16 protein-coding genes are annotated in these 14,327 nt (G+C 68.6%); 13 read left to right on the top strand and 3 right to left on the bottom strand.

Features of this window, described 5'->3' with window-relative positions:
• The first annotated feature begins 8 nt into the window (after window positions 1–8).
• On the top strand, window positions 9–164 hold the full coding sequence (locus tag E2493_RS20015) for a murein L,D-transpeptidase catalytic domain-containing protein (RefSeq protein WP_225421610.1): 156 nt from the start codon (window positions 9–11) through the stop codon (window positions 162–164).
• A 1,557-nt stretch (window positions 165–1,721) separates the two neighbouring features.
• Here E2493_RS20015 and E2493_RS20010 read toward each other — a convergent pair.
• On the bottom strand, window positions 1,722–2,093 hold the full coding sequence (locus E2493_RS20010; protein ID WP_135090421.1) for a hypothetical protein: 372 nt from the start codon (window positions 2,091–2,093) through the stop codon (window positions 1,722–1,724).
• A 13-nt stretch (window positions 2,094–2,106) separates the two neighbouring features.
• Window positions 2,107–2,490, bottom strand: coding sequence for a cupredoxin domain-containing protein (locus tag E2493_RS20005; RefSeq protein WP_135090419.1), 384 nt, complete (start codon window positions 2,488–2,490; stop codon window positions 2,107–2,109).
• A gap of 124 nt (window positions 2,491–2,614) precedes the next feature.
• On the opposite strand from E2493_RS20005, the gene E2493_RS20000 reads away from it, so the two are divergent.
• The 11 genes from E2493_RS20000 to E2493_RS19950 all read left to right on the top strand — a co-directional run bounded on the left by E2493_RS20000 (window position 2,615) and on the right by E2493_RS19950 (window position 11,205).
• Complete coding sequence (locus E2493_RS20000; protein ID WP_135090417.1) at window positions 2,615–3,928, top strand: M20/M25/M40 family metallo-hydrolase; 1,314 nt, start codon at window positions 2,615–2,617, stop codon at window positions 3,926–3,928.
• A 62-nt stretch (window positions 3,929–3,990) separates the two neighbouring features.
• The gene (locus E2493_RS19995; RefSeq protein WP_135090415.1) at window positions 3,991–4,566 is read left to right on the top strand and encodes a NifU family protein; all 576 of its coding nucleotides are present in this window, start codon (window positions 3,991–3,993) and stop codon (window positions 4,564–4,566) included.
• Window positions 4,566–5,168 (top strand): tRNA (adenosine(37)-N6)-threonylcarbamoyltransferase complex dimerization subunit type 1 TsaB, encoded by a 603-nt coding sequence (gene tsaB / locus E2493_RS19990; protein WP_135090413.1) that lies wholly within the window; start codon window positions 4,566–4,568, stop codon window positions 5,166–5,168. Before E2493_RS19995 ends, tsaB begins: the two co-directional genes overlap by 1 nt.
• On the top strand, window positions 5,165–5,641 hold the full coding sequence (locus tag E2493_RS19985; RefSeq protein ID WP_135090411.1) for a GNAT family N-acetyltransferase: 477 nt from the start codon (window positions 5,165–5,167) through the stop codon (window positions 5,639–5,641). Before tsaB ends, E2493_RS19985 begins: the two co-directional genes overlap by 4 nt.
• A gap of 104 nt (window positions 5,642–5,745) precedes the next feature.
• A complete protein-coding gene (locus E2493_RS19980) occupies window positions 5,746–6,168 on the top strand; it encodes a MucR family transcriptional regulator (protein ID WP_135090409.1) in 423 nt (140 codons plus the stop codon).
• 113 nt (window positions 6,169–6,281) lie between these two features.
• Window positions 6,282–6,704 (top strand): Fur family transcriptional regulator, encoded by a 423-nt coding sequence (locus E2493_RS19975; protein WP_135090406.1) that lies wholly within the window; start codon window positions 6,282–6,284, stop codon window positions 6,702–6,704.
• A 13-nt stretch (window positions 6,705–6,717) separates the two neighbouring features.
• Window positions 6,718–7,458, top strand: a complete 741-nt coding sequence (locus E2493_RS19970; protein ID WP_225421608.1) for a lysophospholipid acyltransferase family protein — start codon at window positions 6,718–6,720, stop codon at window positions 7,456–7,458.
• A gap of 7 nt (window positions 7,459–7,465) precedes the next feature.
• On the top strand, window positions 7,466–8,803 hold the full coding sequence (gene miaB / locus E2493_RS19965; protein WP_135090402.1) for a tRNA (N6-isopentenyl adenosine(37)-C2)-methylthiotransferase MiaB: 1,338 nt from the start codon (window positions 7,466–7,468) through the stop codon (window positions 8,801–8,803).
• Complete coding sequence (locus tag E2493_RS19960; protein WP_135090400.1) at window positions 8,803–9,798, top strand: PhoH family protein; 996 nt, start codon at window positions 8,803–8,805, stop codon at window positions 9,796–9,798. Before miaB ends, E2493_RS19960 begins: the two co-directional genes overlap by 1 nt.
• Entirely contained in the window at window positions 9,795–10,319 is a 525-nt protein-coding gene (ybeY, locus tag E2493_RS19955; RefSeq protein WP_135090398.1) for an rRNA maturation RNase YbeY, read from the top strand. Before E2493_RS19960 ends, ybeY begins: the two co-directional genes overlap by 4 nt.
• Window positions 10,312–11,205 (top strand): hemolysin family protein, encoded by an 894-nt coding sequence (locus E2493_RS19950; RefSeq protein WP_135090397.1) that lies wholly within the window; start codon window positions 10,312–10,314, stop codon window positions 11,203–11,205. The genes ybeY and E2493_RS19950 overlap by 8 nt, the downstream gene beginning before the upstream one ends.
• Before the next feature lie 17 nt (window positions 11,206–11,222).
• Here E2493_RS19950 and E2493_RS19945 read toward each other — a convergent pair whose 3' ends face one another.
• Entirely contained in the window at window positions 11,223–11,810 is a 588-nt protein-coding gene (locus E2493_RS19945; protein WP_318531716.1) for a GxxExxY protein, read from the bottom strand.
• Between the two features lie 75 nt (window positions 11,811–11,885).
• Between E2493_RS19945 and E2493_RS19940 the strand changes: the two genes are divergently transcribed.
• Window positions 11,886–12,665 (top strand): enoyl-CoA hydratase-related protein, encoded by a 780-nt coding sequence (locus E2493_RS19940; protein ID WP_135090395.1) that lies wholly within the window; start codon window positions 11,886–11,888, stop codon window positions 12,663–12,665.
• The last annotated feature ends 1,662 nt before the right edge of the window (window positions 12,666–14,327 follow it).

Here is a 14,327-nt window from a genome sequence, read left to right as displayed (position 1 = left end):
CGATCGTCGTGCACAGCGCCTGGTATGCGGAGCCCGAAGTCATTCGCGATCACGGCAAGCTCGGCCGGTCGGAGGGCTGTTTCGCTTTCTCGTACGCGAGCCTGCAGGACGTGCTGCGCCGGCTCGGCCCCGGCCATCTGATCTACGCCGACAAGCTCGCCTGAACGGCGAACGCCGGCGGCCCGTATCGCCGGCGCTTCCGGGGTGGCGCATGCCGCGCCGCCCTCGCCAAGCCTCGCAGGCGCAGGATCAGCCCCGACGTAATGGGGGCTGGTGTCGCCACCAGCCCCCACTGTCCCAGCTCCATGCAACGCCTGCCGGCGCGGCGTCCCGCTGGGCGGGTGGTTCGAGCCTTGCGCAAGCGCCGGCTCTCCCCGTGTGAGGAAGCGTCGCGGCCCTCGATCTTGCAATCCTGGGCCAGTCCGCTTCCGGGTCCCGTCGGGGCCGAAGCCCCGGCGGTTCCCTCTGGGTCAAGGGCGTGGGCCCGAAGGCCGCACGCACCTTTTCCCGTCTCCGAAGTCGAACGGCACGCCGTCCTCGTTCGAAGGTCCGGCCTTCGGGATGAAGCCGAAGCTTCCTCCTTCCCGCCGGCCCGGCTCGATCGAAGGCCTGAGCCTCCTGTCTGCCCGGGTCGGTCCGCGCCGGGAGCAAGCCCCCTTCGCGTCCGCCTTCTCCTGACGGGCGAACCCGTCCGATCCGGCTCGGCTGTCCGTCGGGAGACCGAAATCCCCGTTCGGCTGGCCTTTCGAGTTTGGCGATCAGCCGGGGCTTCTCGCTTCGCTCTCGATCCCGGCATTGCCGAAGCATCGCCGGTCCCGATCGACGCGCTTTCGGCCGAAGCCTGGCGTCTTTCCGTCTCGTCCTGGGCGAACCCATCGCGATCCGGTGCGGCTGCCTTGCCGGAGACCGAGATCCCCGTCCGGCGCACCTTTCGAGTTCCGCGATCAGCCGGAGCTTCCCGCTTCGCTCTCGATCCCGCCTCTGCCGAAGCATCCGCGGTCCCGATCGACGCGCGTTCGGCCGAAGCCTCGCGAGCGTCTTTCCGTCTCGTGGCGGGCGAACCCACTGCGATCCGGTTCGGCTGCCCGTCCGGAAACCGAAGCTCCCTTCCGGTCCACCTTTCGAGTTTCGCGATCAGCCGGGGCTTCTCGCGTCCCTCTCGACCCCGCGTCTGCCGGAGCATCGGCGGTGCCGATCGACGCCCTTTCCGGCCGAAGCCCTGGTGGCGCCTTCCACGGCCGTCGGAGCGAGGCTCCTTCCGCCGCGGCGGGCCTTTCGAGCCGAAGCTCTCGAGGTCCCTGGTCTCCCGTCCGGCAGAACCGGATGGGATCCCTTTTTGACCTCGTTCCCGGAAAGCGAGCTTCCCGATCCCGCGGCCTGCCCTGCGCCTCCCAGAGGGCGATTCCCCTGGGTCTTGCGAGGCTTCGGCGGATTTCGGCCCTAGGGCCTGGCTCCGCCAGGACTGTCCTTTCCGATGTCGTCCCCGCATTGGCCTGAAAGGCCTTTGCACGTTCGGCTCCGGTCCGGCGCCCTGTTTTCGGTCTGGGTCCCGCGTCGTCTCCGCCGCGTCACCCTGTCCGGCTACAGGTGGACGGTCTCACGAAATCCGAGTCGCACCAAGCGGATTCAGCCTGTGGATAACGAGGATAACGGGGGTAAATGGGATCCCGTTTAGTCTCGATTCGAGACCAATCGCGCGACTCTCCAGCCGCGCCAGGAGCTTAGTCGCCGGCGGGCTCCGGCGTGCCGGGCTTGGCCTTTTCCCGCGTCCGGGCCTTGTGGCCGTCGTCGAGGCCCTCGAGCGTGCGGCGGGCGAGATCGATGGCGAGAACCTTCAGCGAGTCGCCGAGCCGCCCGGCCTGCTGCCTGGCGTCCTCGGCGCCCTTCGCGGCCGCTCCCGCCCCGTCCTTTGCCCCGCCGCCTTCGCGCAGCGCGGCGGCGGCAGAGAGCAGGGCCGCGGCGACGACCTCGCCGACGATCGGGTCCTGCGCCAGCTTCACCGCCTTGTTGCCGGCCTTGCGCAGCTTCTTCGGCACCTTGATGCCGGCCACCTGCTTGGGAATCTTGGTCTTCTTCTTGCCGTCCTTCGCCATCTTCCGCTGTCTCCTACTCGACGATGATCTTGCCGTTCATGCCAAGGAGGCGATGGACGAAATTGCCGCCGCGCACCTTGTACGTCCCCGCCTTGGGGACCAGCACGACGGTGCGGGTCGAAAGCGCCGGCACGTCGATCGTGCCGCCCTTCACCAGATCGCCGTCGCGGCGGCGAAGCTGCGCGTCCTTGAAGAAGCTCTCGGCCGAGAAGCTCAGCCCGCGGTTGCTGTTGTTGACGATGCGCAGGCGCACCGGCGTCCCGGCCTTGAGCCGGATCTCCTCGGGCGCGATGTTCCAGGTCGAGAGCAGGACGTCATATTCAGGCGCCATCCGCCAGTCCTGCGCCGCCGCCGGCGCGGCCAGCGCGAGGGCCATCGGGATGAGCAAGTGACGCATGCGCAAACTCCTTCTCTGACGCCGCACGGGCTTAGCATGACGGCGGCAACGCTAGAAGCGCCCCGGCCTATCCCTCGTCACGCGAGGCTGGCCCTCGCGCCGCCGGCAAAGTAGACGCCGGCCAATGAGAAGCCTGCTCCCCGCCGCCGTCGCCGCCGCCGCCCTCGCCTTCTCCGCGCCGGCTCCGGCACGCCTCTCGGCGGCCGAGCAGACGATGATCGCGACGGTCGATCGCGAGCAGCCGCGAACCCTCGCGCTGCTCGAGACCCTGGTGAATCAGAACAGCGGCTCGCTCAACCTTGCCGGAGTCGAAAAGGTCGGCGCGATGATGCGGGCGGAGCTCGCGCCGCTCGGCTTCGAGGTGCGCTGGGTGCCGATGGCCGAGGTGGAGCGGGCCGGCCATATCGTCGCCACCCACCGGGGCAGCGGCAGGGGCAAGAGGATGCTGCTGATCGGCCATCTCGACACCGTCTTCGAGCCCGATTCGCCGTTCCAGCGCTTCGTGCGCAGGGATGCCGACACCGCCGAGGGTCCCGGCGTCGGCGACGACAAGGGCGGCATGGTGGTGATGGTCGCCGCGCTGCGGGCGATGCAGGCGGCGGGCACGCTGCGCGACGCCGACATCGAGATCGTGCTGACCGGCGACGAGGAAGATGCCGGCAACCCGGTGTCGATCGCCCGCCGCGACCTGATAGAGGCCGGCAGGCGCGCCGACGCGGCGCTCGATTTCGAGGGCCTGTCGCGGGAGAACGGCCAGGACATGGGCTCGATCTCCCGCCGCGGCTCCGGCAACTGGGAGGTGCGGACGACCGGCCGCACCGGGCATTCGAGCGCGGTGTTCGGCGAGACGTTCGGCGACGGTGCGATCTACGAGCTCGCCCGGATCATCGCCGCCTTTCGTACCGAGCTCCCCGAGCCCAATCTCACCTTCAACGTCGGCCTGGTGGTCGGCGGCGCCACCGCCGCGCTCGATGCGGACGGCATCCGCGGCACGGCGACCGGCAAGACCAACATCATTCCCGAAACGGCGATCGCCCGGGGCGACCTGCGCGCCCTCTCGCTCGATCAATACCGTCGCGTCACGGCGAAGATGCGCGAGATCGTCACGCGCCATCTGCCCGGCACCGGCGCCGAGATCAGCTTCGACGAAGGCGCCTATCCGCCGATGGCGCCGACCGCCGGCGGCCGCGCGCTGCTCGATCGGCTGAACCAGATCAATAGCGACCTCGGCCTGGCCGAGATGCGGCCGATCGATCCGCTGAAGCGCGGCGCCGGCGACATCGGCTTCGTCGCGGCGGATGTCGACGGGCTGGTCGGCCTCGGGGCCGCCGGCGGCGGCTCGCACGCGACGGGCGAGACGGTCGACATTCCAAGCCTGTGGCGCCAGGCGAAGCGCGCCGCGATCCTGATGACGCGACTCTCCCGCGAGCGTCGCTGATCCCAGGCGGGACGGGCGCCCGCCCACTTGATCCGGCCCCGTCGCCGCGCCACATGAGCGCCATGCTGATCCAGACCGAGACCACGCCCAATCCGGCGACCCTGAAGTTCATCCCCGGCGCGCGCGTGATGGACGCCGGCACGCGCGACTTCGCGACTCCGGAGGATGCCGAGGCCTCGCCGCTCGCCGAGGCGATCTTCTCGCTCGGCGACGTCGAGGGCGTGTTCTTCGGGCGCGACTTCATCTCGGTCACCGCCGGCCCGGGCAGCGACTGGCGCGAGCTGAAGCCGCAGGTGCTCGGCATCCTGCTCGATCATTTCTCCAGCGGCGCGCCGCTGTTCCGCCCCGCCACTGCCGCCGGCATCGTCGTCGACGGCCCGGCCGAGGATTTCGGCGACTCCCCCGAGGATGCCGAGATCGTCGCCCAGATCCGCGAGCTGATCGAGACTCGCGTCCGCCCGGCCGTCGCCCAGGACGGCGGCGACATCGTCTATCGCGGCTTCCGCGACGGCACCGTCTATCTGGCCATGCACGGCGCCTGCTCCGGCTGCCCGTCCTCGACGATGACGCTCAAGAACGGCATCGAGGGTCTGCTCAAGCATTACGTTCCCGAGGTCGAGACCGTCGAAGCGGTCTGATGCTGCTCGTCCTCGACAGCGCGACCGCGGCCTGCTCCGCCGCCCTGATCGACGGCGACCGGCTGATCGACGAGCGGCACGAGCTGGTCGGCCGCGGCCATGCCGAGCGGCTGCTGCCGATGGTCGCCGATCTGCTCGGCGATCGCCGGCCCGACGCGATCCTGGTCGATTGCGGACCGGGCAGCTTCACCGGCGTGCGGGTCGGCCTGGCCGCCGCGCGCGGCCTCGGCATCGGCTGGGGCGTGCCCGTGCTAGGCTATTCGTCGATGGCCGCGGTCGCCGCGGCGGCCGGCGGCGAGGATCGCATTGCCGTCGCGCTTCATGGGGGACACGGCCAGCTTTTCGTGCAAGAATTCGCGCATGCACCGCTGCGGCCGATCGACGCCCTCCGTTCCCTGTTTCCCGAAGAGGCTGCCGCGTCGGTCGACGCCGTGCGCGTCGTCGGCTCCGGAGCGGAGACGCTGGTGACGGCGCGCGGCCATGGCGAGGCTTCGGACGCGCTGCCTCGGGCGGCCGACGTGCGGCTGCTTCCGGCCGAGCTCCGGTCGCTTGCCGCGCGGCCGCTCTACGGGCGCGCGCCAGACGCAAAGCCGATGGGATGAGCGCCGACCAGGTCATCGTCGAGGAGGCCGGTTTCGCCGATCTCGACGCCGTGATGCGAGTCATGATCGACAGCTTCGATCCCGCGTTCGGCGAGGCCTGGACGGCGCCGCAATGCGCCGGCCTGCTGCCGCTCCCCGGCGTGTGGCTGGTCCTCGCCCGCGACGGCGTCGGCGCCCCGCTCGGCTTCGCATTGTCGCGCACCGTGGCCGGCGAGGCCGAGCTGCTGCTGCTCGCAGTGAAGAAATCGGCCCAGCGGCGCGGCGTCGGCGACCGGCTGATGCAGCGCTTCATCCGCGACGCCGGCGAGCGCGGCGCCGAGCGGCTGCATCTCGAAGTGCGTGACGGAAACCAGGCGATCGGCCTGTACAGGCGGCACGGCTTTTCCGAAGTCGGTCGACGCCGCAACTATTACAGCGGCGCTTCGGGCCAACGATTTGATGCGCTCACTCTAGCCCGCAGCACTAAGGCCTAGCCTCTCCTCCACTTCCGATAGTTTGCGCTTGTAAAAACATCCAGATCGGACCATTTGCGTCTGAAGGGGTAGCGTATTGTCGTGGTGACATCGGACAGGGAAAAATGGCTGAAAGCAACGAAACTACCGAGACCTTGATCACCCTCACCGCCGACATCGTGTCCGCCCACGTCAGCAACAACAGCGTTGCGGTGAACGATCTGCCGAACCTGATCCAGAATGTGCACAATGCGCTGACCGGTCTCGGAACGAAGCCGGAGCCGGCGCCGGTCAAGCAGGAGCCGGCCGTCTCGATCCGCTCGTCGGTCAAGCCGGACTATATCGTCTGCCTCGAGGACGGCAAAAAGCTGAAGATGCTGAAGCGCCACCTGATGACGCATTATCAGATGACTCCGGACGAATATCGCCAGAAGTGGGGCCTCAGCGTCGACTATCCGATGGTCGCCCCGAATTACGCCGAGCAGCGCCGCTCGCTCGCCAAGAAGATCGGTCTCGGCACCAAGCGCCGCCGCACCGGCCGCAAGTAAGCGGGACAGCGCCGGGGCGCCGATCGCGCGACGGGCCGCCAGGCTCCGTCGCGGTCGTCCGCGCCCCGGCGCACCTTGTCCGGCAGGCGGATTCGTCTTAACCGGGCTCTGCAATGACACGCAGGATCGACATCGAGGCGCTGTGCGCGGAAAAGGGTCTGCGGATCACCGAGCAGCGGCGGGTGATCGCGCGGGTTCTCTCCGAGGCCGAGGACCATCCCGACGTCGAGGCCCTGCACGCCCGCGCCTCGGCGATCGACGCCGGCATCTCGATCGCCACGGTCTACCGGACCGTCCGGCTGTTCGAGGAAGCCGGCATTCTCGAGCGCCACGATTTCGGCGACGGGCGCGCCCGCTACGAAGCCGCCGACGCCACCCATCACGACCATCTGATCGACGTCGAGACCGGCCGGGTGATCGAGTTCGTCGACGAGGAGCTCGAGGCGCTGCAGCGGCGGATCGCGGAGAAGCTCGGCTTCCGCCTCGTCGATCACCGGATGGAGCTTTACGGCGTCGCCGTCGATCGCGACAGCTGAGGCCGCCCCCGCCTTGATCCGCTTCGCCGTCCGCGCCGCCGCCATATTCGGCGCCCTCCTGGTCTGCGTCCCGCTCCATTATCTCTGGCCCCTGCTCGGCCGGCGCTCGCCCTGGCCGCGGCGCTTCCTCGGCATGGTCGGCCGCATCGCCGGCATGCGCGTGCGGGTGCGCGGCACGCCGCTCACCTCCCACGTGCTGTTCGCCGCCAACCATCTCAGCTGGCTGGACATCATGCTCGTCGCCGGGGCGAGCGGCGCCGCCTTCGTGTCGCGCGACGACGTCGCGCGCTGGCCCGTGTTCGGCTGGCTGGCGCGGCTCAACGACACCGTCTTCGTCGACCGCTCCGATCGCCGCGCCGTCCAGGGACAGGTTGACACGCTCCGCGCCGCGCTCGCCGGCGGGCAGCCGGTCGCACTCTTTCCCGAGGGGACGACCGAGGGCGGCACCGGCCTCCTTCCCTTCCGCGCCAGCCTGTTCTCGGCCCTGTTTCCGCCGCTGCCCGGCGTGCGCGTCCAGCCGGTCGCGATCGATTACGGCGCCCCCGGCAGCGAGATCGCCTGGACCGATTCCGAGGCGGCCGGCGCCAATGCGCGTCGGATCCTGTCGCGGCGCGGCACCGTGCCGGTGACCCTGCACTTCCTCGCACCGCTCGATCCGGGGGCGCTCGGCGGGCGCAAGGCGGTGGCCGCCGCCGCCCGGGCGGAGATCGAGGCAGTGCTCCGCCCTTCCGCCGCAGGCGCGGATCGCCTATAGGCGCCCGATGGAGAACCCCAGGACTTTCCACGTCAAATCGTTCGGCTGCCAGATGAACGTCTATGACGGCGAACGGATGGCCGAGCTGCTGCAGGCGCAGGGCCTGTCCGCGGCGCCGGCCGGCAGCGAGGCGGACCTCGTCGTGCTCAACACCTGCCACATCCGCGAGAAGGCGGCCGAGAAGGTCTATTCGGACATCGGCCGTCTCCGCCGCGAGGACGGCACCCGCCCGATGATCGCCGTCGCCGGCTGCGTCGCCCAGGCCGAAGGCGCCGAGATCTCGCGCCGCGCGCCCTCGGTCGACATCGTCGTCGGCCCCCAGGCCTATCACCGCCTGCCCGAGCTGGTCGCCCGGGCGCGGGAGGGCGGCCGCGCGCTCGACACCGACATGCCGGTCCAGTCCAAGTTCGGCGTGCTTCCGCCCCGCCGCCGCCAGGGGACCAGCGCCTTCCTGACGGTGCAGGAGGGCTGCGACAAGTTCTGCACTTATTGCGTGGTGCCCTACACCCGCGGCGCCGAGGTCTCGCGGCCCTGGGCGGCGGTGGTCGAGGAGGCGCGCGCCCTGGTCGACGGCGGCGCGCGCGAGATCACCCTGCTCGGCCAGAACGTCAACGCCTGGGAGGGCGAGGACGAGACCGGCGCCGTCCGCGGCCTCGACGGCCTGATCCGCACCCTCGACGCTCTGCCGGGGCTCGAGCGGATCCGCTACACGACCAGCCACCCCAACGACATGCGCGAGGGGCTGATCCGCGCCCATGGCGAGGTCGGCAAATTGATGCCCTACCTCCACCTGCCGGTGCAGTCGGGCAGCAGCCGCATCCTCAAGGCGATGAACCGCAGCCACACGGCCGAGAGCTATCTCGACGTTCTCGCCCGCGTCCGCGAGGTCCGCCCGGACATCGCCATTTCCGGCGATTTCATCGTCGGCTTCCCGGGCGAGACCGAGGCCGATTTCGAGGACACGCTGAAAATGGTCGCGGCGGTGAACTACGCGCAGGCTTACTCGTTCAAATATTCCCCGCGTCCGGGCACACCGGCCGCAGACATGGAAGATCAGGTTCCGCCGGACGTGATGGACGAGAGATTGCAGAGGCTCCAGGCGCTCCTCGCCGAGCAGTCGCTCGCCTTCAACCGTGCCACCATCGGCAAGCGCACCCAGGTCCTGATCGAGCGGAGCGGCCGCAAGCCGGGCCAGATGCTCGGCAAGTCGCCCTGGCTGCAATCGGTCCATGTCGAGACCGATGCCGCGATCGGTTCGGTGATCGAGGTCGACATCGTCAGCGCCGGGCCGAACTCGCTCGGCGGCACGATCGCCGCCGCACCCCCGACGGCGGTCGCCGCCTGATGGCCCAGAAACGCGGCAACGAGGGCGCGGCGCCGCGCGCCCGTCTGGAGATCGAGTTCGAGCAGCCGCATCTGCTCGGCCCCCTGTTCGGCGAGTTCGACCGCAACCTCGTCGCCATCGAGGACCGCCTCGGCGTCTACATCGCCGCCCGCGGCGCGCGGGTGCAGATCGAGGGCGAGCCGGACGCGGCCGCCCGCGCCCGCGACGTGCTGATGGGCCTCTACAATCGCCTCGACGAGGGCCAGGACGTCGATACCGGCATGGTCGAGGCGGTGATCGCAATGTCGGGCCAGCCGACTCTGGAGGGGATTATTTCGCAGGATGTCGCCGAACCGCCGAAGGTGATGATCCGCACCCGCAAGAAGACGATCGTGCCGCGCTCGGCGATGCAGGGCGTCTACATGGAGGCGCTCGCCCGCGACGACATGATCTTCGCGCTCGGCCCGGCCGGCACCGGCAAGACCTATCTCGCCGTCGCCCAGGCCGTGCAGCAGCTGATCGGCGGCTCGGTCGACCGGCTGATCCTCTCGCGCCCGGCGGTCGAGGCCGGCGAGCGGCTCGGCTTCCTGCCCGGCGACATGAAGGACAAGGTCGATCCCTACCTCCGCCCGCTCTACGACGCGCTCTACGACATGCTCCCCGCCGAGCAGGTCGAGCGGCGCATCGCCAGCGGCGAGATCGAGATCGCGCCGATCGCCTTCATGCGCGGCCGCACCCTCTCCGACGCCTTCATCATCCTCGACGAGGCGCAGAACACCACGCCCGCGCAGATGAAGATGTTCCTCACCCGCTTCGGCATGCGCAGCCGGATGGTGATCTGCGGCGATCCGCTGCAGGTCGATCTTCCCGATCCGGGCAAGTCCGGCCTCGCCGACGCGGTCGGCCGGCTCGAGGGCGTGCAGGGCATCGCCACCGTCCGCTTCGGTTCGGGCGACGTCGTCCGCCATCCGCTCGTCGGCCGGATCGTCGATGCCTATGAGGGCAAGAGGGCATGATCCTCGTCGAGTCCGATACGTCGGGAGAATGGGACAGTAGCAGCGCCTGGCCGGCGCTCGCCGAGAAGTCGGTGCGCGCCGCCGTCGCCGCGAGCGACTGGGCCGATCTGATCGCGGCGCCGCTCGCCGTCGAGGTCTCGGTGAAGTTCACCGGCGACGACGAGGTCCGCACCCTCAACCGCGACTATCGCGGCAAGGACAAGCCGACCAACGTCCTCTCCTTCCCGATGCTCGAGGCCGAGCTGCTCGAGGCAATGGTCGCCGCCGGCGCCGGCGAGGCCCTGCTCGGCGACGTCGTGCTCGCCCGCGGCGTCTGTGCCCGCGAGGCCGACGACAAGGCCGTCTCGATCCACGATCATGCGTGTCACCTGGTGGTGCACGGCACCCTGCATCTCCTCGGCTACGATCACGAGGAGAGCGACGAGGAAGCCGAGGCGATGGAGGAGACCGAGCGCCGCGCGCTCGCCTCGCTCGGCATCGCCGATCCCTACAAGGAGGTTCGAACCCAACACGATGCCTGACGACGAGGACAGTCCCGGACAGCCCGCCGAGGGCCAGAGCTTCTGGCGCGGCCTGCGCACCTTCCTGTTCGGCGAGGAGAGCGAGGCGACGCTGCGCGAGGAGATCGAGGAGGCGATCGAGAGCCACGAGGGCGAGGTGCCGGCGGTCGGCGATCTCACCCCGATCGAGCGGCAGATGCTGCGCAACCTGCTGCACTTCGGCGAGAGCACGGTCGCCGACATCGCGGTGCCGCGCGGCGACATCATCGCGGTGCCGTGCACGATGAGCTTCCAGGACCTCGTCGCCGCCTTCATCGAGGCGCAGCACAGCCGCCTGCCGGTCTATGAGGAGAGCCTCGACCGCGTCATCGGCATGGTCCACGTCAAGGACGTGCTGACCGTCCAGGTCGCCGGCGCCGCCCCGCCCGCCGACATCGCCACCCTGCTCAGGAAGCCGCTCTACGTGCCGGAGAGCATGGGCGTGCTCGATCTGCTCGCCCGGATGCGCGCCGAGCGCGTCCACCTCGCCATCGTCGTCGACGAGTTCGGCGGCACCGAGGGGCTGGTGACGATCGAGGACGTGGTCGAGGAAATCGTCGGCGAGATCGAGGACGAGCATGACGAGGCCGAGGCCGCGATGCTGATCCCGATCGAGGACGGCATCTGGGACGCCGACGCCCGCGCCGAGCTCGAGGAGGTCGCCGAGACGATCGACGCCCGCCTCGCCACCGAGGAAGATGTCGACACCCTCGGCGGCCTCGCCACCGTCCTCGCCGGCCACGTGCCCCAGCAGGGCGAGATCGTCGAGCACCCCTCCGGCTGGCGCCTCGAGGTCACCGACAGCGACTCCCGCCGAGTAACCCGCCTCCGCCTCCACGCCCCCGAGGAAACGGCGCTGACCGAATAGGCGAGCCCGGTTCCGGGTCAGTGTCTCGATAGAGGGGGCGCGACGTAGGAAGTGCCCGCGGCGGTGACATGGCGATTCACCACTCGCTGCTGCCCTTCCTTGAAGGTCTCTCCGCCAAAGTTCATCAACAGCCCGAGGCTGCGATTCGTGAGCCTGAGGTAAGTCAGCAACTGCTTCGAATGAACGGGAGCAATCCTCTCGACGGACTTGATCTCGACCAACAGGGCTCCACCGACGATCATGTCGACGCGGAACGCGTCCCTGATCGTCAAACCGTCCACTTCGATGGTGATCGGCACCTGGCGTTCCACCGCCACCCCCTCGCGAACAAGGCTGGCAGCGAGCACGATCTCGTAGGCGCTCTCGAGAAGACCGGGTCCAAGCCGTCGGTGCAGCCGCAAGGCGCAACCAATGGTGGTCGTGGCCAGTGCTTCGACCCCAGCCAATTCGCTCCCTGTCGTGCGATCAAGCCGCTGCATGATAGCACGCGATGGCGCGATGGCGCGATGGAAGCTTTCCGAAGTCAAACGTAGTGCGCAGGCGGAAGGACTTGATGATCGCTTCGCGATGTCGTCGCGATCATCGCGCCATCGCGTGATAATCAACAGCCTCGGTCACGCACCGACGTCGGTGATTGCACACCCGGTCTCCCGATGCTGTAACGGCCGAAAGGAGAGACGATGGACTATCAGCATATCCGGCTCGAGCGGAGTCCGGCGGACGTCGCGACGATCACGCTCGATCGGCCGGAGACGCTCAACGCATTGAGCGGTGCGATGGTCGACGAGCTGCGCAATGCGGTGAAGGAGACGGGCCGCTGCGGGGCGCGCTGCCTGCTGCTGACCGGCGCCGGACGCGGTTTCTCGAGCGGGGCCGATCTGGCCTCCGGCGGCGGTCTTCCCGCCGATGCCGGCGCTGCGCTGGAGCAGCATTTCAATCCCCTGATCGAGGCGATGTTCGCGCTGCCGATTCCGATCGTCGCGGCGGTGAACGGCCCCGCCGCCGGCGCCGGCTGCTCGCTCGCGCTCGCCGCCGACATTGTCGTCGCATCGCGATCGGCCTATTTCCTCCAGGCCTTCGTCAACATCGGCCTGATCCCGGACGCCGGCGCGACCTGGCTCCTGCCCCGCCTCGCCGGCCGCGCCCGGGCGCTGGAGATGATGCTGCTCGGCGAGCGCATCTCCGCCGAGCGCGCCGAAGCCTGGGGCCTGATCTCCCGCGTCGTCGAGGACGAGGCGCTCGCCTCCGAGGCGGTGGCGCTCGCCACGCGCGTGGCGCAGGGCCCGACCGTCGCCCTCGGCCTGATCCGCCGCCTCGCCCGCGACGCCGAGCAATTGCCGCTCAGCGAAGCGCTCGCCGCCGAACGCGTCGCGCAGCGCACCGCCGGAGAGACGCAGGACTTCCGCGCGGCGGTGATGGCCTTCCTGCAGAAGCAGCAGCCTCGCTTCGAGGGGCGCTGATCTATTTCGCGGACACTATACCTAATTCCAGACGGCAGCCTCGTCGCGCCCTGCATTCCCGCCGAATTTAGTAAAGTGTCCCCGAAATGCCCCGCCGGAGAGACGCAGGACTTCCGCGCGGCGGTGATGGCCTTCCTGCAGAAGCAGCAGCCTCGCTTCGAGGGGCGCTGATCTATTTCGCGGACACTATACCTAATTCCAGACGGCAGCCTCGTCGCGCCCTGCATTCCCGCCGAATTTAGTAAAGTGTCCCCGAAATGCCCCGCCGGAGAGACGCAGGACTTCCGCGCGGCGGTGATGGCCTTCCTGCAGAAGCAGCAGCCTCGCTTCGAGGGGCGCTGATCTATTTCGCGGACACTATACCTAATTCCAGACGGCAGCCTCGTCGCGCCCTGCATTCCCGCCGAATTTAGTAAAGTGTCCCCGAAATGCCCCGCCGGAGAGACGCAGGACTTCCGCGCGGCGGTGATGGCCTTCCTGCAGAAGCAGCAGCCTCGCTTCGAGGGGCGCTGATCTATTTCGCGGACACTATACCTAATTCCAGACGGCAGCCTCGTCGCGCCCTGCATTCCCGCCGAATTTAGTAAAGTGTCCCCGAAATGCCCCGCCGGAGAGACGCAGGACTTCCGCGCGGCGGTGATGGCCTTCCTGCAGAAGCAGCAGCCTCGCTTCGAGGGGCGCTGATCTATTTCGCGGACACTATACCTAATTCCAGACGGCAGCCTCGTCGCGCCCTGCATTCCCGCCGAATTTAGTAAAGTGTCCCCGAAATGCCCCGCCGGAGAGACGCAGGACTTCCGCGCGGCGGTGATGGCCTTCCTGCAGAAGCAGCAGCCTCGCTTCGAGGGGCGCTGATCTATTTCGCGGACACTATACCTAATTCCAGACGGCAGCCTCGTCGCGCCCTGCATTCCCGCCGAATTTAGTAAAGTGTCCCCGAAATGCCCCGCCGGAGAGACGCAGGACTTCCGCGCGGCGGTGATGGCCTTCCTGCAGAAGCAGCAGCCTCGCTTCGAGGGGCGCTGATCTATTTCGCGGACACTATACCTAATTCCAGACGGCAGCCTCGTCGCGCCCTGCATTCCCGCCGAATTTAGTAAAGTGTCCCCGAAATGCCCCGCCGGAGAGACGCAGGACTTCCGCGCGGCGGTGATGGCCTTCCTGCAGAAGCAGCAGCCTCGCTTCGAGGGGCGCTGATCTATTTCGCGGACACTATACCTAATTCCAGACGGCAGCCTCGTCGCGCCCTGCATTCCCGCCGAATTTAGTAAAGTGTCCCCGAAATGCCCCGCCGGAGAGACGCAGGACTTCCGCGCGGCGGTGATGGCCTTCCTGCAGAAGCAGCAGCCTCGCTTCGAGGGGCGCTGATCTATTTCGCGGACACTATACCTAATTCCAGACGGCAGCCTCGTCGCGCCCTGCATTCCCGCCGAATTTAGTAAAGTGTCCCCGAAATGCCCCGCCGGAGAGACGCAGGACTTCCGCGCGGCGGTGATGGCCTTCCTGCAGAAGCAGCAGCCTCGCTTCGAGGGGCGCTGATCTATTTCGCGGACACTATACCTAATTCCAGACGGCAGCCTCGTCGCGCCCTGCATTCCCGCCGAATTTAGTAAAGTGTCCCCGAAATGCCCCGCCGGAGAGACGCAGGACTTCCGCGCGGCG

The sequence above is a fragment of the Sphingomonas parva (ex Maeng et al. 2020) genome (assembly GCF_004564275.1).
Lineage (GTDB): Bacteria > Pseudomonadota > Alphaproteobacteria > Sphingomonadales > Sphingomonadaceae > Allosphingosinicella > Allosphingosinicella parva.
This window is presented reverse-complemented; position numbering and strand designations above follow the sequence as displayed.